This is a genomic window from Paraburkholderia phenoliruptrix, assembly GCF_047325075.1.
In the GTDB taxonomy this organism is placed as follows: Bacteria; Pseudomonadota; Gammaproteobacteria; order Burkholderiales; family Burkholderiaceae; genus Paraburkholderia; species Paraburkholderia phenoliruptrix.
In genome coordinates, this window is sequence record NZ_CP168531.1 from 1,213,056 (window position 1) to 1,237,290 (window position 24,235).

The 24,235-nt window shown below is 63.7% G+C and carries 22 protein-coding genes; 13 read left to right on the top strand and 9 right to left on the bottom strand.

All coding sequences use genetic code 11. From position 1 onward, the window contains the following. Positions 1-5: 5 nt before the first annotated feature. From coaBC to ACEN8U_RS17635, 4 genes are all read right to left on the bottom strand, one after another. On the bottom strand, positions 6-1,220 hold the full coding sequence (gene coaBC / locus ACEN8U_RS17620; RefSeq protein WP_041746376.1) for a bifunctional phosphopantothenoylcysteine decarboxylase/phosphopantothenate--cysteine ligase CoaBC: 1,215 nt from the start codon (positions 1,218-1,220) through the stop codon (positions 6-8). 133 nt (positions 1,221-1,353) lie between these two features. Then, positions 1,354-1,860: a signal peptidase II gene (gene lspA, locus ACEN8U_RS17625; protein ID WP_015003581.1), complete on the bottom strand. Its 507-nt coding sequence runs from the start codon at positions 1,858-1,860 to the stop codon at positions 1,354-1,356. Positions 1,861-1,871: 11 nt separating this feature from the next. Continuing rightward, positions 1,872-4,709, bottom strand: a complete 2,838-nt coding sequence (gene ileS, locus ACEN8U_RS17630) for an isoleucine--tRNA ligase (RefSeq protein WP_013589402.1) — start codon at positions 4,707-4,709, stop codon at positions 1,872-1,874. A 168-nt stretch (positions 4,710-4,877) separates the two neighbouring features. Continuing rightward, entirely contained in the window at positions 4,878-5,873 is a 996-nt protein-coding gene (locus tag ACEN8U_RS17635) for a bifunctional riboflavin kinase/FAD synthetase (protein ID WP_013589401.1), read from the bottom strand. A gap of 115 nt (positions 5,874-5,988) precedes the next feature. Between ACEN8U_RS17635 and purN the strand changes: the two genes are divergently transcribed. The 6 genes from purN to nadC all read left to right on the top strand — a co-directional run bounded on the left by purN (position 5,989) and on the right by nadC (position 12,959). Further along, positions 5,989-6,642, top strand: a complete 654-nt coding sequence (gene purN / locus ACEN8U_RS17640) for a phosphoribosylglycinamide formyltransferase (RefSeq protein WP_413658617.1) — start codon at positions 5,989-5,991, stop codon at positions 6,640-6,642. Then, positions 6,639-7,898, top strand: a complete 1,260-nt coding sequence (locus ACEN8U_RS17645) for an RsmB/NOP family class I SAM-dependent RNA methyltransferase (RefSeq protein WP_015003579.1) — start codon at positions 6,639-6,641, stop codon at positions 7,896-7,898. Before purN ends, ACEN8U_RS17645 begins: the two co-directional genes overlap by 4 nt. Before the next feature lie 80 nt (positions 7,899-7,978). Beyond that, on the top strand, positions 7,979-9,352 hold the full coding sequence (locus tag ACEN8U_RS17650) for a mechanosensitive ion channel family protein (protein WP_015003578.1): 1,374 nt from the start codon (positions 7,979-7,981) through the stop codon (positions 9,350-9,352). Between the two features lie 211 nt (positions 9,353-9,563). Next, positions 9,564-10,760: an acyl-CoA desaturase gene (locus ACEN8U_RS17655; RefSeq protein WP_015003577.1), complete on the top strand. Its 1,197-nt coding sequence runs from the start codon at positions 9,564-9,566 to the stop codon at positions 10,758-10,760. A gap of 130 nt (positions 10,761-10,890) precedes the next feature. Next, positions 10,891-12,030 carry a quinolinate synthase NadA gene (gene nadA / locus ACEN8U_RS17660; protein ID WP_015003576.1) on the top strand — a complete coding sequence of 380 codons (1,140 nt, stop codon included), beginning with the start codon at positions 10,891-10,893 and terminating at the stop codon, positions 12,028-12,030. Beyond that, positions 12,030-12,959, top strand: coding sequence for a carboxylating nicotinate-nucleotide diphosphorylase (nadC, locus tag ACEN8U_RS17665; RefSeq protein WP_015003575.1), 930 nt, complete (start codon positions 12,030-12,032; stop codon positions 12,957-12,959). Before nadA ends, nadC begins: the two co-directional genes overlap by 1 nt. 76 nt (positions 12,960-13,035) lie before the next feature. Here the strand turns inward: nadC and nadB are convergent, their stop codons facing one another. The 4 genes from nadB to radC form a co-directional block, all read right to left on the bottom strand. Further along, on the bottom strand, positions 13,036-14,634 hold the full coding sequence (gene nadB, locus ACEN8U_RS17670) for an L-aspartate oxidase (RefSeq protein ID WP_015003574.1): 1,599 nt from the start codon (positions 14,632-14,634) through the stop codon (positions 13,036-13,038). Between the two features lie 237 nt (positions 14,635-14,871). Further along, positions 14,872-15,039 (bottom strand): 50S ribosomal protein L33, encoded by a 168-nt coding sequence (gene rpmG / locus ACEN8U_RS17675; protein ID WP_006050116.1) that lies wholly within the window; start codon positions 15,037-15,039, stop codon positions 14,872-14,874. Between the two features lie 10 nt (positions 15,040-15,049). Next, on the bottom strand, positions 15,050-15,283 hold the full coding sequence (rpmB, locus tag ACEN8U_RS17680; RefSeq protein WP_006050117.1) for a 50S ribosomal protein L28: 234 nt from the start codon (positions 15,281-15,283) through the stop codon (positions 15,050-15,052). Positions 15,284-15,632: 349 nt separating this feature from the next. Further along, on the bottom strand, positions 15,633-16,397 hold the full coding sequence (radC, locus tag ACEN8U_RS17685; RefSeq protein ID WP_015003573.1) for a RadC family protein: 765 nt from the start codon (positions 16,395-16,397) through the stop codon (positions 15,633-15,635). Between the two features lie 177 nt (positions 16,398-16,574). On the opposite strand from radC, the gene ACEN8U_RS17690 reads away from it, so the two are divergent. The 7 genes from ACEN8U_RS17690 (at position 16,575) to ACEN8U_RS17720 (ending at position 23,628) form a co-directional block, all read left to right on the top strand. Next, complete coding sequence (locus ACEN8U_RS17690; RefSeq protein ID WP_013589392.1) at positions 16,575-17,030, top strand: FKBP-type peptidyl-prolyl cis-trans isomerase; 456 nt, start codon at positions 16,575-16,577, stop codon at positions 17,028-17,030. A gap of 2 nt (positions 17,031-17,032) precedes the next feature. Continuing rightward, on the top strand, positions 17,033-17,992 hold the full coding sequence (ispH, locus tag ACEN8U_RS17695) for a 4-hydroxy-3-methylbut-2-enyl diphosphate reductase (protein WP_015003572.1): 960 nt from the start codon (positions 17,033-17,035) through the stop codon (positions 17,990-17,992). 539 nt (positions 17,993-18,531) lie between these two features. Beyond that, positions 18,532-19,734 carry a branched-chain amino acid ABC transporter substrate-binding protein gene (locus ACEN8U_RS17700; protein ID WP_015003571.1) on the top strand — a complete coding sequence of 401 codons (1,203 nt, stop codon included), beginning with the start codon at positions 18,532-18,534 and terminating at the stop codon, positions 19,732-19,734. Between the two features lie 229 nt (positions 19,735-19,963). Further along, complete coding sequence (locus ACEN8U_RS17705) at positions 19,964-20,914, top strand: branched-chain amino acid ABC transporter permease (protein ID WP_013340266.1); 951 nt, start codon at positions 19,964-19,966, stop codon at positions 20,912-20,914. Positions 20,915-20,936: 22 nt separating this feature from the next. Beyond that, complete coding sequence (locus tag ACEN8U_RS17710) at positions 20,937-22,106, top strand: ABC transporter permease subunit (protein WP_013589389.1); 1,170 nt, start codon at positions 20,937-20,939, stop codon at positions 22,104-22,106. Between the two features lie 23 nt (positions 22,107-22,129). Further along, a complete protein-coding gene (locus ACEN8U_RS17715) occupies positions 22,130-22,906 on the top strand; it encodes an ABC transporter ATP-binding protein (RefSeq protein ID WP_041746374.1) in 777 nt (258 codons plus the stop codon). 17 nt (positions 22,907-22,923) lie between these two features. Beyond that, complete coding sequence (locus ACEN8U_RS17720; RefSeq protein WP_028360906.1) at positions 22,924-23,628, top strand: ABC transporter ATP-binding protein; 705 nt, start codon at positions 22,924-22,926, stop codon at positions 23,626-23,628. Positions 23,629-23,758: 130 nt separating this feature from the next. Here ACEN8U_RS17720 and ACEN8U_RS17725 read toward each other — a convergent pair whose 3' ends face one another. Further along, positions 23,759-24,232 carry a GNAT family acetyltransferase gene (locus ACEN8U_RS17725; RefSeq protein WP_015003569.1) on the bottom strand — a complete coding sequence of 158 codons (474 nt, stop codon included), beginning with the start codon at positions 24,230-24,232 and terminating at the stop codon, positions 23,759-23,761. Positions 24,233-24,235 lie beyond the last annotated feature (3 nt).

Genomic DNA, 24,235 nt, shown 5'->3' on the forward strand with positions numbered 1-24,235 from the left:
CGGGCTCAGCGAATCAGACTGGTGTCGGGCAGACGCTTCGCGATTTCCGCAATCAACGCGCGTGCGAGCGTCTGCTTGTCGGCGCGCGGCAGCCGCGTGGCGCCAGCGGCTTCAAAGAGAATCACTTCGTTGTCGTCCATGCCGAACGTAAGCGGTCCCAGATTGCCGATCAGAAGCGGCACGTTCTTGCGCACCCGCTTTTCTTCGCCGTGCACTTCCAGGTCGCCGCTTTCGGCGGCAAAACCGACAGCGAACGGCGGATGCGGCAGCTTCGCGACCGCGGCGAGAATATCCGGATTTTCGACGAACGAAAAAACCGGCAGCGCGCGGTCGGCGGCCTTCTTGATCTTGTGCTCGCTCGCGTGATCGACGCGCCAGTCGGCGACCGCGGCAACGCCGATGAAAATGTCCGCATCCGCCACTGAGCGCATCACTGCATCGTGCATCTGCTGAGCGGTTTGCACGTCTTCGCGGAACACGCCCCACGGCGTGTCGAGCGCGACCGGGCCCGCGACCAGATGCACGTCGGCGCCGGCCTGCTGCGCGGCGCGCGCGAGCGCAAAGCCCATTTTGCCGCTCGAGCGGTTCGTGATGCCGCGCACCGGATCGAGCGGCTCGAACGTGGGGCCGGCGGTGAGCAGCACACGGCGGCCGGAGAGAATTTTCGGCGCAAAGAACGAGGCAATGGCTTCGTAGGTGGCCGCGGCTTCGAGCATGCGGCCGTCGCCGATTTCGCCGCACGCTTGCGGGCCGGAGTCGGGGCCGAGCACTTCCACGCCGTCCGCCCGCAATTGCGCGACGTTGCGCTGCGTCGCCGGGCTTTGCCACATTTGCCGGTTCATCGCCGGCACGACGAGCAGCGGACAATCGCGCGCGACACACAGCGTGGCGAGCAGATCGTCCGCCATGCCGTGCGCGAGTTTGGCGAGGAAGTCGGTGGAGGCGGGCGCGATCACGATCGCGTCGGCTTCACGCGAAAGATCGATGTGCGCCATGTTGTTCGGCATGCGCGCGTCCCACTGGCTCGTGTAGACCGGGCGGCCGGACAGCGCCTGCATGGTGACGGGCGTGATGAACTGCGTGGCCGCTTCGGTCATCACGACCTGCACGCTCGCGCCGGCTTTGGTCAGCAGACGCGTGAGTTCGGCGATCTTGTAGCAGGCAATGCCGCCCGTCATGCCGAGGACGAGGTGTTTCCCTGCGAGTTCTGCGGTTGCCAACGAAAGCCTCCGACAAAGCGTGGTGGCCGGGCGCGGCGTGCTTGCACCGTTGCCGGCCGTCAAAGCGAACTTCATGCGCGCGGCCGAGAGGCCGACCAAGCGAGCGGGCCGCGCGCCTTTGAGCGACGTGCCGTTAGCGCGAGCCGCGCACGCGGCGCAACTCGTCGATCACGAGCAGGATCGCGCCGACCGTGATCGCGCTGTCGGCGAGATTGAACGCCGGCCAGTGCCACGCCCGCACGTGGAAGTCGAGGAAGTCGATCACGTGGCCATAGGCGAGCCGGTCGATCACATTGCCGAGCGCGCCGCCCAGAATCAGCGCAAGCGCCGTGCAGAACATTTTTTGCGCGCCGTGACGCTTGAGCAGATAGCAGATCACCAGCGCGGCGATCACGCCGAGTGCGGTGAAAGCCCAGCGCTGCCAGCCGCCCGCCATTGCCAGGAAACTGAACGCAGCGCCGCGGTTGTACACGAGGATCAGATTGAAAAACGACGTGACCTCGTGCGGAACCCCGTAGGCAAACACCTTCTGCACCGCGATTTTCGTCAGCTGATCGAACAGGATGACGATTAGCGCGACGCCGAGCCAAGGCGCCAGCGAACTGTTTCCGGCGGACGCTTTCGATGTGGTTTTCGCCATGGTTCTCGCCATTATGCCGCGCTCCTCGCTTCACCGTTGCCGAACAGATTGCTGATGCAGCGGCCGCACAGCGTGGGGTGCTCCGCGTTCGCGCCGACGTCCGCGCGGTAGTGCCAGCAGCGTTCGCACTTCAGATACTTCGAGGTGATGACCTCGACGCCTTCTTCCGCTTCGCTCTCGACTTGCACGACGCTCGCAGCCGACGTGATGAGCACGAACTTCAGGTCGTCGCCGAGGCTCGTGAGCGCGTCGTAACGCGCGCCGCTCGCGCGGATTTCCACTTCTGCCTGCAACGACGAGCCGATCAGGTTCGCGACGCGCGCCTCTTCCAGCGCCTTCGTGACGTCACCGCGCACGGCGCGCAGCAGCGTCCACTTGTCGAGCAGGGCGCCGGCGTCCGGCACCGCCGGGTACGCGTGATACGTCTCGGTGAAAATGGTCTCGCTGTTCGGCTGGAACACCTTCCATGCTTCTTCGGCGGTGAACGAGAGGAACGGCGCCATCAGACGCAGCAGACCCTGCGCGATGTGATACAGCGCGGTCTGTGCCGAGCGACGCGCGACCGAATCGGGGGCCGTGGTGTACAGGCGGTCCTTCAGCACGTCCAGATAGAAGCCGCCGAGGTCTTCCGAGCAGAACGTCTGCAGCTTGGCGACGACCGGGTGGAATTCGTACTTGTCGTAGTGCGCGAGGATCTCGTTCTGCAGATTCGCCGTGAGCGCTACCGCATAGCGGTCGATCTCGAGCCAGTCGTCCACCGGGCGAGCGTTCTTCTCGTAGTCGAAATCCGACAGATTGGCGAGCAGGAAGCGCAGCGTGTTGCGAATGCGGCGATAGCTTTCCGTCACGCGCTTGAGAATTTCTTCCGAGATGGCCAGTTCGCCGGAGTAGTCCGTCGACGCGATCCACAGGCGGATGATTTCCGCACCGAGGCGGTTCGCCACTTCGTGCGGATCGATGCCGTTGCCGAGCGACTTGCTCATCTTGCGGCCTTCGCCGTCGACGGTGAAGCCGTGCGTCAAGAGCGCGTTGTAGGGTGGGCGGCCGTCCAGCATGGACGCCGTGAGCAGCGACGAATGGAACCAGCCGCGATGCTGGTCCGAGCCTTCCAGGTACAGGTCGGCCGGGAATTGCAGTTCGTCTTTATGCGAGCCGCGCAGCACGTGCCAGTGCGTGGTGCCGGAGTCGAACCACACGTCGAGCGTGTCGCGGTTCTTTTCGTACAGGTTGGCGTCGTCGCCGATCAGCTCGCGCGGATCGAGCGTTTGCCACGCCTCGATACCGGCCTGTTCGACGCGCTTCGCGACTTCCTCGAGCAGCTCCAGCGTGCGCGGATGCAGCTCGCCGGTTTCCTTGTGCACGAAGAACGCCATCGGCACGCCCCACTGGCGCTGGCGCGACAGCGTCCAGTCCGGGCGATTCGCGATCATGCTGAAAAGCCGCTGCTTGCCCCACGACGGATAAAACGCCGTGTTTTCGATGCCTTCGAGCGCCGTGTCGCGCAGCGTCTTGCCGCTGTCGTTCGGCTTCACGTCCATGCCGGCGAACCATTGCGAGGTCGCGCGGTAGATGATCGGCGTTTTGTGGCGCCAGCAGTGCATGTAGCTGTGCGTGTACTTTTCGGTGCGCAGGAGCGACCCGGCGCCTTGCAGCGCTTCGACGATCTGCGGATTCGCCGCCCAGATCGACAGGCCGCCGAACAGCGCGAGGGATTCGATGTAGCGCCCGTCGCCCATGACCGGATTGATGATGTCGGAGTCGGCCATGCCGTGCGCCTTGCACGACACGAAATCTTCCACGCCGTAGGCCGGCGACGAGTGCACGACGCCGGTGCCGGTTTCCGTCGTCACGTAGTCGCCGAGGTAGACCGGCGCCGTGCGCTTGTAGCCCGGATGCGCGGACGCGAGCGGATGGTTAAAGCGCAGATTGACGAGCTTGGCGCCCGGCGTGACCGCGATCACCGAGCCTTCCAGGCCGTATGTCTTCAGGCACGCCTCGACGCGCTCTTCGGCGAGGATCAGCAGGCCGCGCGGCGTGTCGACCAGTGCATAGACGATTTCCGGATGCAGGTTCAGCGCCTGGTTCGCGGGAATGGTCCACGGCGTGGTGGTCCAGATCACGATGCCGCCTTCGTTGCGCGGCAGCGCGGCGAGGCCGAACGCCTGCGCCGTCTTGTCCGGCTCGGCGAAGCTGAAGAGCACGTCGATGGTCGGATCGGTCTTGTCCTTGTACTCGACTTCGGCCTCGGCGAGCGCCGAGCCGCAGTCGAAGCACCAGTTGACCGGCTTCAGGCCGCGGAACACGTAGCCCTTTTCCATGATCTTCGCGAGCGCGCGGATTTCGCCGGCTTCATTGGCGAAGTTCATGGTCTTGTACGGATTGTCCCAGTCGCCGAGCACGCCGAGACGCCGGAAGCCGACCTTCTGCTTCTCGATCTGCTCGGTCGCGTAGGCGCGCGCCTTCTGCATGACTTCAGCGGCCGGCAGCGACTTGCCGAACTGCTTTTCGATCTGGATTTCGATCGGCATGCCGTGGCAGTCCCAGCCCGGCACGTAGACCGCGTCGAAGCCCGCCATGTTGCGCGCCTTGACGATCATGTCCTTCAGAATCTTGTTCACCGCGTGGCCGAGGTGGATGTCGCCGTTCGCATACGGCGGGCCGTCGTGCAGGATGAACTTCTTGCGGCCCTTGGAGGCGGCGCGGATTGTCTCGTAGACCTTGCGCTCCTGCCATTCCTTGACCCACTGCGGTTCGCGTTTGGGCAGGTCGCCGCGCATCGGGAACGGCGTGTCGAGCAGGTTCACGGGGTAGCGGGACTGCGGTTTGGAATCGGCTTTCTTGTTGCTCATGATGTGGTCGCGGTGAATTCTTTGTGAGCGCAGCGGGGCGCGGTTGGCGCACGATGCGCGAGAGCGCTGGGCGCGCCCGGCGGACATGTCGCGCAAATGCGCCGACGCCCCTCGATGCGCGCGAGCGAGGGTCCATGCGGCTTGACACGCGCGCAGGGACCGCGGCGGCTATCTAATTCGGTCGGTGGCCGACGTCGCGAAACCGGTGGAGCGGCTGCCCGGCGTGCCTGCGCCGACGGCCGCGAACCACGCGCGCGCATTGGCGACGTCGCGCGCAATGGCGGCGGTGAGCGTTTCGAGGTCGACGTACTTTTCCTCGTCGCGCAGCTTTTTCAGGAATTCGACGCGCACCAGTTTGCCGTATGCGTCGCCGTGCCAGTCGAGCAGATGCACTTCGAGCAGCACGCGGCCCGAATCGTCGACGGTGGGGCGCAGGCCGAGACTCGCGACGCCGGGCAGCGGTTCGTCCGCGACGCCGTGCACGCGCACGACGAAAATGCCCGCGAGCGCCGGACGCTTGTGCGCGATCTGCAGATTCAGCGTGGGAAAGCCCAGGTCGCGGCCCAGTTTCATGCCGTGCACGACGTGGCCGCTGATCAGATAATCGCGGCCGAGCGCGGCGCGCGCCGCGTCGAGGTCGCCCGCCACCAGCGCCGCGCGCACGCCCGAGCTGGAAATGCGCGCGCCGGACGGGTCGGCGACCGTGGCCATCTGCTCGACTTCGAAGCCGTGCTGCTGGCCCGCCGCCTTGAGCGACGCGAAGTCGCCCGCACGCTTCGCGCCGTAGCGGAAGTCGTCGCCGATCATCACCCAGCGTGCATGCAGCCCGTTGACGATGATCCGTTCGACGAACGCATCCGGCGACTGGCTCGCGAATGTGTGGTTGAAATGCTCGACGACCACGCGGTCCACGCCGTTGGTGCGCAACGCCTCCAGCTTGTCGCGCAGCATCGCGATGCGCGGCGGCGCGCCGGCCGGGTTGAAGAATTCACGCGGGTGCGGCTCGAAGGTCATCACGCAGACGGGCAGGCCGCGCGCGTCGGCCGCCGCGCGCACGTGCGCGAGCAAAGCCTGATGGCCGCGGTGGACACCGTCGAAGTTGCCGATGGTCAGTGCACAGGGCGCACGGCTTTCAGCGTTGGGAAGACCGCGGAAGACTCTCACGATAGCGCGTCGGGTAGGGCGGCCACGGGGCCGCAAAACAAACGATTATAAACGCTCGGCGCGGCCGACGGCGGCGCCGAGCGGTTTGGGTGTCCCCGAATGATAAAATCCGCGCATGAAAAAACTCGTCATCCTGATTTCGGGGCGGGGAAGCAACATGGAAGCCATCGTCCGCGCGTGTACGGACGAAGGCTGGCCGGCGCAGGTCGCCGCCGTGATTGCCAACCGTCCTGACGCCGCGGGCCTGGCCTTCGCGGCGTCGCGCGGCATTGTCACGGCGGTGGTCGACCATCGCCAGTTTTCCGATCGCGAGCGCTTCGACGCGGCGCTCGCCGAACAGATCGATAGCTTCGCGCCCGACCTCGTCGTGCTGGCCGGCTTCATGCGCGTGCTGACGGCCGGTTTTGTCGACCGTTATGCGGGGCGCATGCTGAACGTGCACCCGTCGCTGCTGCCGAGCTTTCCGGGGCTCAAAACGCACCAGCAGGCGCTCGACGCCGGCGTGCGCCTGCACGGCGCGTCGGTGCATTTCGTGACGTCGCAGCTCGATCACGGGCCGATCGTCGTGCAATCGGCGGTGCCCGTCGAGGCCGGCGGCACGCCGGCCACGCTCGCCGACAAGGTGCTCGCCACCGAACACATCATTTATCCACGCGCGGTGCGCTGGTTCGTCGAAGGGCGCCTTGCGCTCGACGGCCTGCGCGTCACGCTTACGCCGCCGGAGCCGCAATGGCTCTTTGCCGGTCACACCGCCGGAGAGGGCGCATGAGATTGCATGGTTTTCTGATTGGACAAACTGAGACGCTGCTGGCTGAAGTCCTAAGACTGAACGGTCCCGCCGACGCCACCACCAGCCGCTTTTTCCGCGCGCACCCGAAGCTCGGCCACGGCGAGCGCGGCGTGATCGCCGAAGCGGTCTTCGCGGTGCTGCGCCGGCGCATGGAATTCGCGCATCTGGCCGAAAGCGGCACCGGCAGCCCGGCGCGCCGCATGGCCCTGCTCGGCCTGATGCAGACGGCCGGTCGCGCGGCGCTCAAGCCGTTCGTGTCCGAGGCGGAGTCCAGATGGCTCGATCACGTCGCGACGATCGACCCGGAAAGCCTGCCGCTGCGCATTCGCCTGAACTTGCCGGACTGGATTCATCAGGCGCTCGCCAAGCGGTTCGAGGCCGCCGAGCTTGCGCAACTGGCCGCCGCGCTGAATTACCCGGCGCCGCTCGATCTGCGCGCCAATCCGATGAAGGCGAGCCGCGACGAGGTGCTGGGCGCGCTGTCGAAAGCGGGCATCGAGGCGGGCGCTACGCCATTTGCGCCGTTCGGCGTGCGGGTGGCCGGCAAGCCGCCGCTCACCAAGCTCGACGCGTTCCAGCAAGGTTGGCTCGAAGTACAGGACGAGGGCAGCCAGTTGCTGTGTTCGCTGGTTGCGCCGAAGCGCGGCGAGATGATCGTCGACTTCTGCGCGGGCGCGGGCGGCAAGACGCTCGCGCTGGGCGCGGCCATGCGCTCGACCGGGCGTCTCTATGCATTTGATATTTCCGAGCGGCGCCTTGCCAAGCTCAAGCCGCGCCTGGCGCGCAGCGGCTTGTCGAATGTGAATCCGGTGCTGATCGACAGCGAGCACGACGCGAAGATCAAGCGCCTCGCGGGCAAGATCGACCGCGTGCTCGTGGATGCGCCGTGCAGCGGCCTCGGCACGCTGCGCCGCAATCCGGATCTGAAATGGCGCCAGTCGCCCGAATCGGTTGCCGAACTCGCGCCCAAGCAGGCGTCGATTCTGGCGAGCGCCGCACGCCTCGTGAAGAAGGGCGGGCGTCTCGTCTACGCGACCTGCTCGATTCTGGAAGCGGAAAACGAAGCGGTCGTGCAGCAGTTCCTCGCGGATCACCCGGACTTCGCGCTCGTCCCGGCGCGCGAGGTGCTGGCCGAGCAGCGCATCGATCTCGAAATGGGCGACTATCTGTCGCTCTGGCCGCATCGTCACGCGACTGACGGCTTCTTCGCCGCCGTGCTCGAGCGGCAGAGCTGAGCGCCGGGGCTCGATGCCCTGGCCTTATAGGCCGGTTCGCGCGGGGGTGTGAAGCGCGGCCCGGCCCTTCCTGCGACATCATGCAAAACCGTATCTTTTCTCATCTATTCGGCGATCTTGCGCGCGACTTCGGCCAGCCGGTGATGCTCTGGCAGGTCGGCGTGCTGGTCGGAACGCTCGCGCTCGCCTGGCTCCTTGCGCGCCTGCTGCGCCGCGCGCTCGACTTGCGCCGGCAGACGCGTTACCAGACGCTGCGCTTCGGCGCCGAAAGCCTGAACCGCGCGTTTTTCCCGCTGATCGGCGCGGTGCTGGTGTGGCTCGCGCGGTCTGTCGCCGGCCAGTTCATTCATACGTCGCTGCTCGATCTGGCCTTGGTGCCGCTATTCGGCATCGGCTTGATTTACATCGTGTTTTTCTTCGCGCGACGTGTCTTTAGTCAGGACGGCGAGACGCACCCGTGGCTTTTCCTCGTCGAGAAGATTGTTTCGCTCGTCGTCTGGGTCGCCATGGTCCTGACGGTGATGGGTATTCAGGACGACGTGGTCGCGTGGATGGCGAGCGTGCACTTCCGCGTCGCCAATGCGCATATGACGCTGCTCTCGCTCGTCACCGGCCTGTTGTGGGTGTGCGTCACGATGATCGTCGCGATGTGGCTCGGCTCGGCCTTCGAAGACCGGCTGATGCGCGCCACGACGCTCGACGCCAATCTCAAAGTGGTGGTCGCGCGCGTCGGCCGCGCGGCGTTCATGCTGGCTGCGGTGCTGATCAGCCTGTCGCTCGTCGGCATCGACATCACCGTGCTCGGTGTGTTCGGCGGCGCGCTCGGCGTGGGGCTCGGTTTCGGTCTGCAGAAAATCGCCAGCAACTATGTGTCGGGCTTCATCATCCTCATCGACCGGTCGCTGCGCATCGGCGACACGATCAACGTGAGTGGCCTGCAAGGCATGGTCACGCAGATCCGCACCCGCTACACGGTGGTGCGCGGCCTCGACGGCATCGAAACGCTCATTCCCAACGAAAAGCTGATTACCGACGTCGTGCAGAACCAGTCGTCCTACCTCACGCGCGGCTATGCGAAAGCGGCCGTGCAGATCGCCTATACCGCCGACGTCGAACAGGCCATGGCGCTCCTCGTGCAAGCCGCCGACGGCGTGCCGCGCGTGCTGGCCGACCCGGCGCCCACGCCTTACCTCGTGAGCTTCGGCGCGGACGGCATCAACCTGGAGCTCGGTTTCTGGATCGCGGATGCGGCGACCGGCACCTCGGCCGTGCGCTCGGCGGTCAATCGCAACATCTGGCAGCTATTCTCCGCGCACGGCATTTCCATTCCTTTCGCGCAACGCGAAGTGCGCATTGTGGGTAGCGTCGCAAACGTGGCAAACCTCGGCGGCGTCGCGCCCCCATCGGTAACAATGACCGCTCCCGCGGCCAATCAGGTGGACACCGCGCTGTAAGGGGCTCCTTCGGGCTTGCAGCGGACGCCGACTCGTTTGTTGCAGGCTATCGCGCGTTGATGCCGCACAAAAAATCCCTATTTGTTACAAACACTTGGAACGCTTCCAGTAGAATGTCGTCCAATCCCGCTGTATGCTTTCACTTTCTTGACACGCGCAGATCGCGCGCGTCTTGTGTCTCTCGTATCTCTCGTTCCACAGGTAAATTGCCTTGTTGAATTCTTTGCTCGATTTCCTTGCCCACGGCCTGCTGCACTTCTCGTGGTGGCAACTTGTGCTGTACACGCTCGCGGTGACACACGTCACGATTATCGGCGTGACGGTTTATCTGCACCGCTGCCAGGCGCACCGCGCGCTGGAGCTGCACCCCATTGTCAGTCATTTTTTCCGGTTCTGGCTGTGGATGACCACGGGCATGCTGACCGGCCAATGGGCGGCCATTCACCGTAAGCACCATGCCAAGTGCGAAACGGAAGAAGATCCGCACAGCCCGCAAACGCGCGGCATCTGGAAGGTGCTGCTCGAAGGCGCGGAGCTGTATCGCGTCGAAGCGAAAAACGAAGAGACCATGCGCAAATTCAGTCACGGCACGCCGAACGACTGGATGGAGCGCAACGTCTACACGAAGTACCCGATCCTCGGCGTCAGCCTGATGATGGTGCTGAACATCGCGCTCTTCGGTGTGGTCGGTCTGACCATCTGGGCGGTGCAAATGGTCTGGATCCCGTTCTGGGCGGCCGGCGTGGTCAACGGTCTTGCGCACTTCTGGGGCTACCGCAACTTCAATTCGTCGGACGCCAGCACGAACATCTTCCCGTGGGGCATCATCATCGGCGGTGAGGAACTGCACAACAACCATCATACGTATGCGACGTCGGCCAAGCTGTCGAACAAGTGGTACGAGTTCGACATCGGCTGGATGTATATCCGCATCATGTCGGCTTTCCGTCTCGCGAAGGTGAAGAAGGTCGCGCCCACGCCGCGTCTGACCACCGGCAAGCTGGTGCTCGACCAGGACACGCTGCAGGCTGTGCTGGCCAACCGCTATGAAGTCATGGCGCGTTACGGCAAGGCGCTCAAGCGCGCGTACCGACAGGAGCTTGCGCATCTGAAGGAAGTCGGCGCACGCGAGAAGTACCAGGTCATGCGCGGCGCGCGCAGCTGGTTCCATAAGGAAGAAGCGGGGCTCGATGAGCCGCAGAAGCGTCTGCTGCCGCAAATCTTCGCGAACAGCCAGAAGCTGAAGACCTACATCGACATGCGCAACGAACTGGCGGCCATGTGGGAGCGCTCGAACGCATCGCGCGATCAGCTGCTGGTGCAGTTGCAGGACTGGTGTCATCGTGCAGAGGCGAGCGGCATCAAGGCGCTGCAGGAATTCGCGATGCGACTGCGCCGTTATGCTTGACCACGAAATCCATTAAAATTTCGTTACGTCACAAAACCCCGCGTTGGCGGGGTTTTGCTTTTTGGGCCGCGGAAAATGTAGCGCGACGCGACGAGCAGTCCGCGGCGGCAGAGCGAAGGCAGAGGAGATCATGAATCAGCAGGCGATCAGGACCGTCGAATACGACCGGCCGCAGGCGCAGGGCATGTCCTGCGGAATCGGACAGGCGTGGGCGAAGGTGCCCGACATGCCGTCGGCGGAGCAGAAAGTGGCGCTGAAGGAGCGCATCCGCGCGTTGCTCAAGCGCGAGAAAGCCGTGCTCGTTGCGCATTACTATGTCGATGCTGAATTGCAGGAGCTTGCCGATGAAACCGGCGGCTGCGTGGCCGATTCGCTGGAAATGGCGCGCTTCGGCCGCGACCACGACGCGCAGACGCTCGTGGTCGCGGGCGTACGCTTCATGGGCGAGACCGCGAAAATTCTGAGTCCCGACAAGCGCATTCTGATGCCGGATCTCGACGCAACCTGTTCGCTCGATCTCGGTTGCCCCGTCGACGAATTTTCGGCTTTTTGCGACGCGCACCCGGATCGCACGGTGGTCGTGTATGCCAATACCAGCGCGGCGGTGAAGGCTCGCGCCGACTGGATGGTGACTTCGTCCATCGGGCTCGAAATCGTTGCCGACCTGCACGCGCGCGGCGAGAAGATTATCTGGGCGCCGGACCGGCATCTTGGCGCTTACATTCAAGGCAAGACCGGCGCGGACATGTTGATGTGGCAGGGCTCCTGCCTCGTGCATGACGAATTCAAGGGCATCGAACTCGATTTGCTGCGCGCCGAATATCCGGGCGCGAAAGTGCTGGTGCATCCTGAGTCGCCGGCGAACGTGGTGGCGCTGGCCGATGTCGTCGGTTCGACCACGCAGTTGATCGACGCGGCGCAAAAGCTCGATGCGACGCACTTCATCGTCGCAACCGATCTCGGCATTCTGCATAAGATGCAACTCGCCGCGCCGGGCAAAACGCTGATCGCCGCGCCGACCGCCGGCACTAGCGCGACGTGCAAGAGCTGCGCACACTGTCCGTGGATGGCCATGAACGGGCTCGCGAATCTCGCGGACGTGCTCGAGCGTGGCCACAACGAGATTTTCGTCGACCGTGCCATTGGCGAGCGGGCGCGCGTGCCCATCGACCGCATGCTCGACTTCGCGGCGCGTCACAAGAAGCGCGTGCAGGCGAGCGGCGACCTCGCGCGCGACGCACAGTTGTACTCGAACGTGGGAGCCGCTTGATGAACGCGGTCGCGCAGAGTTCAGCAGAGGGCGGTTTCGCCGGCTATCGTGAGGAAGAAGCGGTGTCGCCGCTGTTCGGCGAGGTTCGCGCGCAGTACGGCGCGGCTTTCGACGCAGCGCTCGCTCGCAATGTCGCGGAGGCGCTCGCCGAAGACATCGGCGCCGGCGATCTGACCGGCCGCCTCGTGCCCGCGGAGGAGATTCGCAGTGCGCGCGTCATTGTTCGCGAGGACGCGGTGTTGTGCGGTGTGCCGTGGTTCAACGCCGTGCTGCGGCAGGTCGACTCGCGGATCGAAGTGCACTGGCATTATCGCGAAGGCAGCCGGATGACGGCCGACACGCCCGTATGCGAACTGCGTGGGCCGGTCCGCGCGCTGCTGACTGCCGAGCGTAACGCGCTCAACTTCCTGCAATTGCTGTCCGGCGTGGCGAGCGCGACGCGCCGTTACGTCGACGCAATCGCCCACACGCATACGCGCATCCTCGACACGCGCAAGACGCTGCCGGGTTTGCGGCTCGCGCAGAAATACGCGGTGCGCGTGGGAGGCGGGGCAAATCAACGGCTCGCTTTGTACGACGGCATTCTGATCAAGGAAAACCACATCGCCGCAGCCGGCGGAGTGGGCGCGGCCATGGACGCGGCGCTCGCATTCAACGCGGGCGTGTCGATTCAGATCGAAGTCGAGACGCTCGAGCAGTTGCAAACGGCGTTGGCCCATCGTGCGCAATCCATCCTGCTCGACAATTTTTCTTTCGACGCGATGCGTGAAGCCGTTCGCATCACCGCGGGTCGCGCGGTGCTGGAAGTGTCCGGCGGCGTGAATTTCGAAACGGTGCGCACGATTGCGGAGACCGGTGTGGACCGCGTGTCCATCGGCGCCCTGACGAAGGACGTGCGCGCGACGGACTACTCGTTGCGAATCGTCTGACGCTGCTTTCTGCTGGTCGTAATTCGTCAAACGCCATCTGCGGCCCGTGCGTGCCGCGATGGCGTTTCAGCTTGCATCAGACGTTGCGGTTGCGCACGTGCTCGGGCGAAAGCACGCTAGGTAGTGCTTTAGGCAACGTTGCCGGCCAGTCACGGCTGAAATGCAGGCCGCGGCTTTCACGCCTCGACCGTGCGCCGTCGACGATCAACGAAGCCACATCCACCAGATTGCGCAACTCCAGCAGGTCTCGGCTCACCTTGAAGTTCGCGTAGTACTCGTGTATCTCGTCGCGCAACAGGGCGAGCCGGTGCCGCGCCCGCGCGAGCCGTTTGTCCGTGCGCACGATGCCCACGTAGTTCCACATGAGCCGGCGCAGCTCGTCCCAATTGTGCGCGACCACCACTTCTTCGTCCGGATCGGAGACGCGGCTCTCGTCCCAGTCCGGCAGAGGGGCATGAACGGCGCCGCAGAAGCCTTCCTCTTCGATTGCGCGCGCAGCCGAGCGTCCAATCACGAGGCACTCCAGCAGCGAATTGCTGGCGAGCCGGTTCGCGCCGTGCAGCCCCGTGCAGGACGTTTCGCCCACCGCGTAGAGGCCCGCGAGGTCGGTGCGGCCCGCCAGGTCGGTGACGACGCCGCCGCACGTATAGTGCGCCGCCGGCACGACCGGAATGGGTTCCTTCGTGATGTCGATGCCGAATTCGAGGCAACGCGCGAGGATCGTCGGGAAATGCTCGCGAAGAAAGTCGGCCGGCTGATGGCTGATGTCCAGATACACACAGTCGATGCCGCGCTTCTTGATCTCGAAGTCGATGGCGCGAGCCACGATGTCGCGTGGCGCCAGTTCGGCGCGTTCGTCGTGATTCGGCATGAAACGCGTGCCGTCAGGAAGCTTCAGCAGACCGCCTTCGCCGCGCACCGCTTCCGAAATCAGAAACGACTTCGCGTACGGATGGAACAGGCACGTCGGATGAAACTGGATGAACTCCATGTTCGAAACGCGGCAGCCCGCGCGCCACGCCATGGCGATGCCGTCGCCCGTGGCCGTGTCGGGATTGGTGGTGTACAGATAGACCTTGCCGGCGCCGCCCGTGGCGAGCACCGTGTGCGGCGCCTCGATGGTGACCGTGCGGCCGCTTTGCACGTCGAGCGCGTAGAGGCCGTGGCAACGGCGGCCGGGCAACCCGAGCCTGTCCGACGTGATGAGGTCGATCGCGTAATGGTCTTCGAGCAGCGTGATATTCGGATGCCGACGCACACGTTCGCTTAGCGTGGTGACCACTGCGTGGCCCGTTGCGTCGGCCGCATGAATGATGCGCCGGTGGCTGTGGCCGCCCTCGCGAGTGAGGTGGAAGCCGAGCTCCGCGGCGTCGTCTTTCGTGAACGGCACGCCTTGTTCGATCAGCCATTCGATTGCGGCCCGCCCATTTTCGACGATAAAACGCGTGGCTGCTTCGTCGCACAGGCCGCCGCCTGCAATCAGCGTGTCGCGCACGTGATTTTCCACGCTGTCCGCGGAATCGAGCACTGCGGCGATGCCACCTTGCGCCCAGTCGCTCGCGCCTTCGGTCATCGACCGCTTGGCGATCACCGCGACTCGCCGCGTCTCGGCGAGATTGAGCGCGACGCTCAGCCCCGCGAGACCGCTACCGACAATCGCCACATCGAATTCCATTGCTTGCATCTCCGTCTTTCGTTTTGCTGTGCCAACGCGTTGTTCACGCACTGCTGAAACGAGAGAGGATACGCGCCGCGACCGCCGAGGGAAAGCCGGCCGGACGGCATAGGACGTTGTTGGCGCGAAGAGGGCGTGCCGTCGGCGAATTCCACTGGCCAAAAACAAAAAGCCCCGCACGAATGCGAGGCTTCTTTGCACATGTCTTCGCCTTCGTCAAAAGGCAGGAGTCAAGACTTACTTGATCTTGGTTTCCTTGTAGTCAACGTGCTTGCGGACGACCGGATCAAACTTCTTGATCAGCATCTTTTCCGGCATGTTGCGTTTGTTCTTCGTGGTCGTGTAGAAGTGACCCGTGCCTGCGGTCGATTCCAGCTTGATCTTGTCGCGTGCGCCTTTCGCCATGATTTACTCCTTAGGCTTCACCGCGTGCGCGCAGATCTGCGAGCACAGCGTCGATACCGTTCTTGTCGATCAGGCGCAGGCCGGCGTTCGAAATACGCAGACGCACCCAACGGTTTTCGCTTTCCACCCAAATGCGGCGGCTTTGCAGGTTCGGCAGGAACCGGCGCTTGGTCTTGTTGTTCGCGTGGGAAACGTTGTTGCCGCTCATCGGCGCTTTCCCAGTTACTTGGCATACGCGTGCCATGAGAGCACTCCTAATACGCTAATTCTGAGTTCGAACGCCGTGAAAGTTTCCCGAAAAGAGTCGCGCTGAAATCAGGCACGTATCCTTTCCGGAACGCCTTGGTGGCTTCGGAACAGGGGGTTGGAAATAGGCAAACCGGAATTCTAGCAGGAAAAACGCCGCAAAATCAAACCTTATTTGCGGCGGCGAGACATGGTCTGGCGAGTTTTTCCTTTTCGCTCGCATTCTTTTCATGCCAGTCGAAGAGCCGTGCAGGGCCGCTCGCCGGGCTGCCAGATGGAGGCCTCAAGCGGGGCCGGAAGCCGGGAGCTTCAGGCCGGAGCTTCGGGCCGAGAGCGTCAAGTCAGCTTCACGGCCACCCGGCGCGGGCGAACGAGTATACGCTGTCCGCGCCGATCACGAGATGATCCGCCAGTTGCACGTCGATCAGCGCGAGCGCTTCGCGCAGCGTGCGCGTCAGCCTGCAGTCGCTCGCGCTCGGCTGCACCGCGCCGGAGGGGTGGTTGTGCGCGACGATCAGGCTCGCCGCATTGAGCGCGAGCGCGCGCCGCACGATCTCGCGCGGATACACGGCCATGCGCGTGAGCGTGCCGCGCGCGCTTTCCTCGCTGCGAATCAGCCGATGCCGGGCGTCGAGGAACAGCGATACGAACACTTCCTGCGGACGCCCGCCGATCAGAAGCCGCAGGTAATCTTCCACGGCCTCGGGCGAATTCATCAGCGAACGCCGGCGCATCTTGTCGACGAGCGAGCGGCGCGCCATTTCCATGATGGCGAGCAGTTGCGCCTTCTTCGCCGGGCCGATGCCCCGCAAGCCGTCGAAATCGGCGTAAGTCGCGTCGAGCATCGCCCGCAGCGAACCGAAGCGCTCGAGCAGATCGCGCGCGACGCTGAACACGTCGTGGCCCGGCAGGCCCGAGCCGAGGACGAGCACGATCATCTCGGTATCGGACAGCACGCCGGGGCCCTGATCGATCAGCCGCTCGCGCGGCATGTCGCGCTTCGGCCACTTGCGCCTGCGACGCGCCTTGGGTTTGTCGGTAGCCGGGGCAACCGGCGGCGAACGAGCGAAATCGAACGTTGGTGCGACGATTGGAGACGCATAATCAGACATATACAGACAGTTCCTCCGTTTCAGGTTTCGGGCCAGTGCGCGCGATGGACGCAAGCCGAGCCCGGCCATGTGGCTTACAATAGACGCTTTGCGCACGGCACGCCGACGGTTTGCCGCACGCGTCGGCTGCGCCCGCGGCGCACGCGTGAGAGCGCGCTTCGACTGAGCGAGCACTGCATGAGCATCATCGACATTTCCGAAGTGAAGCCCGGTTCACACGTGACGCTTCACTACCGGCTTTCCCTTGCCGATGGCGCCGAAGTCATCAATACCTTCAACGACAAGCCCGCCACGCTGCTGCTCGGCGCCGGTCAGCTCGCGCCGCCGCTGGAAGACATTTTGCTGGGTTTGAAGGTGGGCCACCACTCGACCTTTCAGCTAGCTCCCGGCGCCGCGTTCGGTCCGCGCAACCCGGAGTTGATCCAGCGCGTGTCGCTGGCCACGCTGCGCGAAAACAGCATGATCGGCGAGGATTTTTCGCCGGGTGACCTGGTCGAATTCAACGCGCCGGGCGGCGGCCGCTACGCTGGCGTTCTGAAAGAAGTGAACGAAACGTCGGCCCTGTTCGATTTCAACCACCCGCTTGCCGGCCAGGCGCTGGCGTTCGAAGTGAAAATCATCGGGATTCTGTAAACATGAGCATCGCGGATACGACCCTAGCCGAAACGGAGATCCTGCTGGCGCAGCCGCGCGGGTTCTGTGCCGGCGTCGATCGGGCTATCGAGATCGTCGAGCGCGCCATCAAGCTGCACGGCTCGCCGATCTACGTGCGTCACGAAATCGTCCATAACGCCTACGTCGTCGAAGATCTGCGCAAGAAGGGCGCGATCTTCATTGAGCGGCTGGAGGAAGTGCCGCCCGGCAACACGGTGATCTTCAGTGCGCACGGGGTGTCGAAGGCAGTGCGCAGCGAGGCCGAGTCGCGCGGGCTGCGTGTCTACGACGCGACCTGTCCGCTCGTCACCAAGGTGCATATCGAGGTTGCAAAGATGCGCCAGGACGGCTTCGACATCGTAATGATCGGCCATAAGGGTCATCCGGAAGTGGAGGGCACGATGGGCCAGGCGGGCGAGGGCATGCATCTCGTCGAGGACATCGAAGACGTAGAGGCGCTGCAGCTCGCGGACCCCGAGCGGATCGCGTTCGTCACGCAAACCACGCTCTCGGTGGACGACGCCGCGGAAATCATTGGCGCGCTCAAGGCGAAATATCCGTCTATTCGCGAGCCGAAAAAGCAGGACATCTGTTACGCCACGCAGAATCGTCAGGACGCGGTCAAGTTCATGGCGCCGCAGTGCGACGTGGTGATCGTGGTGGGCAGCCCGAACAGCTCGAACTCCAACCGCTTGCGCGAGCTGGCGGAAAAACTCGGTGTGCCTTCTTATATGGTGGACTCGCCGGATCAGATCGACCCGGCGTGGGTCGAGGGCAAGCGCCGCATCGGCGTCACGGCGGGCGCTTCGGCGCCGGAAGTGCTGGCGCAGGCGGTGATTGCGCGCCTGCGCGAACTGGGCGTGCGGAATGTACGCGCGCTGGAAGGCATCGAGGAAAATATCGCGTTTCCGCTGCCGCGCGGGCTGGGCTTGCCTGCCTGATAGGCCTGCCAACGGGTCGTCAAACACGCGCCTTCGGGCGCGTTTTTTTTTGCGCGCCGCCGCCGGTGATCTAACAAAATAGGCGACAGATCACGGCTCCCCACGCTTTTTCTCTGCCTCACACTGAATCTTTTTTGAAAAATGATCTGGCATTTAATTCCCTTTCGCTCGATGCGTCCCCGTTTTTAGCGTGGAGGGCGCCCGCAAACTTTTTTGACGCACTAAGATGGTGCCGAGCACGAGAGGCGCATTTTAAGACCGCAATGTGACGCAAACCGTGCTGTGAGCGGGCGCGCCGCGGCGCGGCTGCAACACTTGATGCGGCGGTGTTCTGCGCTGGTGCAACTGATGCACGAAAATCAGTCGCAACCCGGTTGCGCCTTTTGTTCGAAAGTGGTCTCAAAATACGGTTGCAATGCAGGAAAACCCTGCCGGTTCAACAATATTGCCCGTCGCAAAATTGGAGTTACAATGCGCGCGTTCTCAAGGCCTCAGGGCCTTCCGAACATGAGTTTCAGCAAGGGCGGGAGACCTAATTAATGCGAGTCAAGTTTGCTTACGCCGTGTCCATCGCGGCCGCGGTTGCGATGTTGACCGCGTGCGGCAAAAAACAGGATGGCGAGGCGGGAGCAGGCGCATCGGCGGCAGTGGCGGCGTCCGCCGCGCCGGCAAGCGCGGCAATTGTCGTGAAGATCGGCCATGCGGCCCCGCTGACGGGCGGCATCGCGCATCTGGGCAAGGACAACGAAAACGGCGCGCGTCTCGCGGTCGAGGAAATCAATGCACATGGCCTGACCATCGACGGCCACAAGATCGACTTGCAACTGGACGCGCAGGACGACGCCGCCGATCCGAAAGCGGGCACCGCGGTCGCGCAGAAACTGGTGGACGATCATGTGGTGGCCGTTGTCGGCCACCTGAATTCGGGCGTGTCGATTCCGGCTTCGAAGATTTATAGCGATGCGAGCATCGTGCAGATCTCGCCGTCGTCGACGAACCCGGCTTACACGCAGCAGGGTTTCAAGACAACCTACCGCGTGGTCGCCACCGACGCGCAGCAGGGTCCGGCGCTCGCCAATTACGCCACGAAGGCGTTGGGCGCCAAACGCATCGCGGTAGTGGACGATGCAACCGCCTACGGCAAGGGCCTCGCGGAGGAATTCGCGAAGACCGTCGAGGCGAACGGAGCGAAGATCGTCGCGCGTGAAGCGACGAACGACCGGGCCACGGACTTCCGGGCCATCCTCACGAAGATCAAGAGTGTTCATCCGGACGCCATCATGTTCGGCGGAATGGACGCGACGGGCGGGCCGTTTGCCAAACAGGCGGCGGCGCTCGGTATCAGGGCAAAAATCCTTGGCGGCGACGGCGTGTGTACCGACAAGGTGGGTGAGCTGGCGGGACCCGCCGTGCAAAACCTGGTCTGTTCGGAAGCGGGACTCGCGCTTTCGAAAATGGACAGGGGAGCGGACTTCGAAAAGAAGTACGTCGACCGCTTCCACACGCCGGTGCAGATTTACGCACCGTTCACGTATGACGCTGTGTACGTGATTGTCGATGCAATGAAGCGCGCTAATTCGATCGAGGCGCCCAAGGTGCTGGCTGCGATGCCGTCAACCGATTACAACGGGGTAATCGGCCGGATCGCGTTCGACGACAAGGGTGATTTGAAAGAGGGCGCCATTACGCTTTACGACTTCAAGGACGGCAAAAAAGCGGTTCTCGACGTCGTGAAGATGTGATGACGGGACGTTCAGCCTGACGGCACCGAACCATCCAACGGTGCCGTTTTTGCATCCGCCGAAGGCGAGCCAGCGACTGTGACCCAGTCGTCTTCGCAAACCGGCGGCGGATAAACCCTTACCGGTCTTTTACATCAGTACCCGCAGTGCCATTGAGATTGCGTGACGCATCACCGCCCACCGGCTGATGAAGAACGCGAATCCAGTCGCACGGGCTAAGGAGCATTAAATGGATATCTTCATCCAGCAGATCCTAAACGGACTGGTGCTTGGCAGCGTTTATGCCATCATCGCACTGGGCTATACGATGGTTTACGGCATTCTCGGCATCATCAACTTCGCTCACGGCGATGTGTTGATGGTGGGCGCGATGGTTGCGCTTTCCGCCATAGGCGTGCTGCAGAATCACTTCCCCGGCTTAGGCAATGTGCCGACGCTATGCATCGCGCTTGCAATCGCCGCCGTCGTCTGTGCGGTGGTCGGCTACACCATCGAGCGCGTGGCCTACCGGCCGTTGCGCAAGGCGCCGCGTCTCGCGCCGCTGATCACCGCAATCGGCGTGTCGATCCTGCTGCAGACGCTCGCCATGATGATCTGGTCGCGCAACCCGCTGCCGTTCCCGCAACTGCTGCCCACCGATCCGCTGAACGTGATCAAGGCCACCGACACGACGCCCGGCGCCGTGATCTCGATGACTGAAATCGTCATCATCGTCGTCGCGTTCCTCGTGATGGCGGGCCTGCTGCTCCTCGTGCACAAGACCAAGCTCGGCCGCGCAATGCGCGCGATTGCCGAGAACCCGGGCGTCGCCTCGCTGATGGGCGTGAACCCGAACTTCGTGATCTCGGCCACCTTCATGATCGGCTCGGCGCTGGCTGCGCTCGCCGGCGTGATGATCGCGTCCGAATACGGCAACGCGCACTTCTACATGGGCTTTATCCCTGGTCTCAAGGCGTTTACCGCGGCGGTGCTGGGCGGTATCGGCAACCTGGGCGGCGCAATGGTCGGCGGCGTGATTCTGGGGCTCATCGAACAGTTGGGCGCCGGTTATATCGGCAACCTGACAGGTGGTGTGTTCGGCAGTAACTATCAGGACGTGTTTGCATTCATCGTGCTGATCATCGTGCTGGTGTTCCGTCCGTCGGGTCTGCTCGGCGAACGCGTTGCGGATCGCGCTTGATCCAGGCCAAGGAGTAAATCAAATGACCTCAATTCAACCGATCGAGCCGTCCACGACGCTCATTCCCGAACGCAACCTCGCGAAGACGCTGACGGTGGGCATCATCACCGCCGTGTTCGTGATCGCCGCGCCGATGATCATCGGCACCGCCGGCGGCAACTACTGGGTGCGCGTGCTCGACTTCGCGATGCTATACGTGATGCTCGCGCTCGGCCTGAACGTGGTGGTCGGCTTTGCCGGCCTGCTGGACCTCGGCTACATCGCGTTCTACGCGGTCGGCGCGTACACGGCGGCGCTGCTCAGCTCGCCGCACCTGTCGTCGCAATTCGAGTGGATCGCCCAGCTCGCGCCGAACGGCCTGCATGTGCCGTTCCTCATCATCGTGCCGTGCGCGATGGCGATCGCCGCGCTGTTCGGCGTGCTGCTCGGTGCGCCGACGCTGCGTCTGCGCGGCGACTACCTCGCCATCGTGACGTTGGGCTTCGGGGAAATCGTGCGGATTTTCCTGAACAACCTCGACCGACCGGTGAACATCACCAACGGGCCGAAGGGCATCACGGCGATTGCACCGGTGCACGTGGGCGACTTCAGTCTCTCGCAGACGCACTCGCTGTTCGGCCTGCAGTTCCCGTCGGTGTACTCGTACTACTACCTGTTCGTGCTGGCCGCGCTGCTCGTGATCTGGGTGTGTACGCGTTTGCAGCATTCGCGTATCGGCCGTGCATGGGCCGCGATCCGCGAGGACGAAATCGCCGCCAAGGCCATGGGCATCAACACGCGTAACGTGAAGCTGCTCGCGTTTGCAATGGGCGCGTCGTTCGGCGGCCTGTCGGGCGCGATGTTCGGTGCGTTCCAGGGCTTCGTGTCGCCGGAATCGTTCACGCTGCCTGAGTCGATCGTCGTGCTCGCCTGCGTGGTGCTCGGCGGCATGGGCCACATTCCGGGCGTGATTCTCGGCGCGGTGCTGCTCGCGGTGCTGCCGGAATTCCTGCGTTCGACGATGGGTCCGCTGCAACACATGATCTTCGGCCATGAAATCGTCGATACCGAAGTGATCCGTCAGCTCGTCTACGCACTCGCGATGGTGCTGATCATGCTGTATCGCTCGGAAGGCCTGTGGCCGTCGCCGAAGCACGAAGACAAGATTGCGAAACTGTCGAAGCGGGCTGGCAAAAAGCCGGTGCGCGCGTAACGGACGGATAGGAGCAAATGAACATGAGCGATAAAAAAATCCGTCTGTCCGTGAAGGGCGTGAACAAGCGCTTCGGCGGTTTGCAGGCGCTGTCTGACGTCGGCCTTCAGATCGAGGAAGGCACCATTTATGGTCTGATCGGCCCGAACGGCGCCGGCAAGACCACGTTCTTCAACGTGATCACGGGCCTTTACACGCCGGATTCCGGCGACTTCAAGCTCGACGGCCAGAACTACACGCCGACGGCCGTGTATCAGGTCGCGAAGGCAGGCATTGCGCGTACGTTTCAGAACATTCGTCTGTTCGGCGGCATGACCGCGCTGGAAAATGTGATGGTGGGCCGCCACGTGCGCACGAAGCACGGCCTGCTCGGCGCAGTGTTCCAGACGCCGGCCGAGCGCAAGGAAGAGCGTGAAATCAAGGAGCGCGCCATCGAGCTGCTGGAGTACGTCGGCATTGCGCAGTACGCGGACTACACGTCGCGCAATCTGTCGTACGGCCACCAGCGCCGGCTCGAAATCGCGCGCGCGCTCGCGACGGATCCGAAGCTGCTCGCACTCGACGAACCCGCCGCCGGCATGAACGCGACGGAAAAGGTCGAACTGACGCGCCTGCTCGACAAGATCCGCGCCGACGGCAAGACGATTCTGCTGATCGAGCACGACGTGAAGCTCGTGATGGGTCTGTGCAACCAGATGACGGTGCTCGACTACGGCAAGGTGATTGCGCAAGGTCTGCCGCAAGACGTGCAGAAGGATCCGAAGGTGATCGAAGCTTATCTGGGTGCGGGAGTCCACTGATGTCCACGACGCAAACAATGTTGAAAATCAAGGGCCTGCAGGTCAATTACGGCGGCATCCAGGCAGTCAAGGGCATCGACCTCGAAGTCGCGCAGGGCGAGCTGGTCACGCTGATCGGTGCGAACGGCGCGGGCAAGACCACGACGATGAAGGCGATCACGGGTCTCAAGCCCTACTCGGCGGGCGACATCGAGTACATGGGCCAGTCGATCAAGGGCGTGCCGCCGCACGAGCTTCTGAAGCGCGGCCTCGCGATGGTGCCGGAAGGCCGCGGCATCTTCGCGCGCATGTCGATCGTCGAGAACATGCAGATGGGTGCTTACCTGCGCAGCGACAGCGACGGCATCAAGGCCGACGTCGATCGCATGTTCGGCTTTTTCCCGCGCCTGAAGGAGCGCGCCACGCAATACGCGGGCACGCTCTCGGGCGGCGAACAGCAGATGCTGGCGATGGCGCGCGCGATCATCTCGCGCCCCAAGCTGTTGCTGCTCGACGAACCGTCGATGGGTCTGTCGCCGATCATGGTCGAGAAGATCTTCGAGGTGGTGCGTGCGATTTCGGCGGAAGGCATGACCGTGCTGCTCGTCGAGCAGAACGCGCGGCTCGCGTTGCAGGCCGCGAACCGCGGCTATGTGATGGACTCGGGTCTCGTCACGATGTCGGGCGACGCAAAGCAGATGCTGGACGATCCGAAGGTGCGCGCGGCTTATCTGGGTGAATAAGTCGGACGAACAAGCGGACGAACAAGCGGGCAAATAAGCGCTCGCAGTTCAACCGCCATGAAAAAAGGCCGCATGCGTTAAAAAACGTATGCGGCCTTTCTCTTTCCGGCGCGAACGCGCCGCTCCGGATTCAACCCGCCGAGCTATCGGCGAGTTCGCCAAGACGCTTGCCCAAACTGACCACCGCATCGGCGCGATAACCGAGCGCCTCGTAAAACGCGCGGACCTCGCTCTTCGCGGACAACACCTGCAGATTCAGCTTCGAGCAGCCGAGCGCGGTCAACGCGGCCTCGACGTGCGCGACAAGACGCGAGCCGATGCCGTGCCGCCGCAACGACTCGTCGACCGCGAGCGAGTAGAGCCAGCCGCGGTGGCCGTCGTAGCCGCCCATCACGCTGCCGACCACGCGCTCATCCAGCACCGCGACGAAAAACAACTCGGGCTGCGTGGCGAGCTTGTTTGCAATCGACAGACGCGGGTTGCGCTGCGGCTTCGTGGCATCCCGATACTCGGGAAACGCTTCCTGCCACAGCGCGATCACCGCGTCGGTGTCGCGCGCCTCGAAGCGGCGAATCGAGACGGAGACCGCGGCGCTCGTGCTCATCAG

Bases quoted from the DNA above. Each gene is read 5' to 3' on its own strand.
- lspA (WP_015003581.1), bottom strand. From the start codon at position 1,860: ATGGCGAAAACCACATCGAAAGCGTCCGCCGGAAACAGTTCGCTGGCG.
- ileS (WP_013589402.1), bottom strand. From the start codon at position 4,709: ATGAGCAACAAGAAAGCCGATTCCAAACCGCAGTCCCGCTACCCCGTG.
- purN (WP_413658617.1), top strand. From the start codon at position 5,989: ATGAAAAAACTCGTCATCCTGATTTCGGGGCGGGGAAGCAACATGGAA.
- ACEN8U_RS17645 (WP_015003579.1), top strand. From the start codon at position 6,639: ATGAGATTGCATGGTTTTCTGATTGGACAAACTGAGACGCTGCTGGCT.
- ACEN8U_RS17650 (WP_015003578.1), top strand. From the start codon at position 7,979: ATGCAAAACCGTATCTTTTCTCATCTATTCGGCGATCTTGCGCGCGAC.
- nadA (WP_015003576.1), top strand. From the start codon at position 10,891: ATGAATCAGCAGGCGATCAGGACCGTCGAATACGACCGGCCGCAGGCG.
- nadC (WP_015003575.1), top strand. From the start codon at position 12,030: ATGAACGCGGTCGCGCAGAGTTCAGCAGAGGGCGGTTTCGCCGGCTAT.
- nadB (WP_015003574.1), bottom strand. From the start codon at position 14,634: ATGGAATTCGATGTGGCGATTGTCGGTAGCGGTCTCGCGGGGCTGAGC.
- rpmG (WP_006050116.1), bottom strand. From the start codon at position 15,039: ATGGCGAAAGGCGCACGCGACAAGATCAAGCTGGAATCGACCGCAGGC.
- rpmB (WP_006050117.1), bottom strand. From the start codon at position 15,283: ATGGCACGCGTATGCCAAGTAACTGGGAAAGCGCCGATGAGCGGCAAC.
- radC (WP_015003573.1), bottom strand. From the start codon at position 16,397: ATGTCTGATTATGCGTCTCCAATCGTCGCACCAACGTTCGATTTCGCT.
- ACEN8U_RS17690 (WP_013589392.1), top strand. From the start codon at position 16,575: ATGAGCATCATCGACATTTCCGAAGTGAAGCCCGGTTCACACGTGACG.
- ispH (WP_015003572.1), top strand. From the start codon at position 17,033: ATGAGCATCGCGGATACGACCCTAGCCGAAACGGAGATCCTGCTGGCG.
- ACEN8U_RS17700 (WP_015003571.1), top strand. From the start codon at position 18,532: ATGCGAGTCAAGTTTGCTTACGCCGTGTCCATCGCGGCCGCGGTTGCG.
- ACEN8U_RS17705 (WP_013340266.1), top strand. From the start codon at position 19,964: ATGGATATCTTCATCCAGCAGATCCTAAACGGACTGGTGCTTGGCAGC.
- ACEN8U_RS17710 (WP_013589389.1), top strand. From the start codon at position 20,937: ATGACCTCAATTCAACCGATCGAGCCGTCCACGACGCTCATTCCCGAA.
- ACEN8U_RS17715 (WP_041746374.1), top strand. From the start codon at position 22,130: ATGAGCGATAAAAAAATCCGTCTGTCCGTGAAGGGCGTGAACAAGCGC.
- ACEN8U_RS17720 (WP_028360906.1), top strand. From the start codon at position 22,924: ATGTTGAAAATCAAGGGCCTGCAGGTCAATTACGGCGGCATCCAGGCA.
- ACEN8U_RS17725 (WP_015003569.1), bottom strand. From the start codon at position 24,232: ATGAGCACGAGCGCCGCGGTCTCCGTCTCGATTCGCCGCTTCGAGGCG.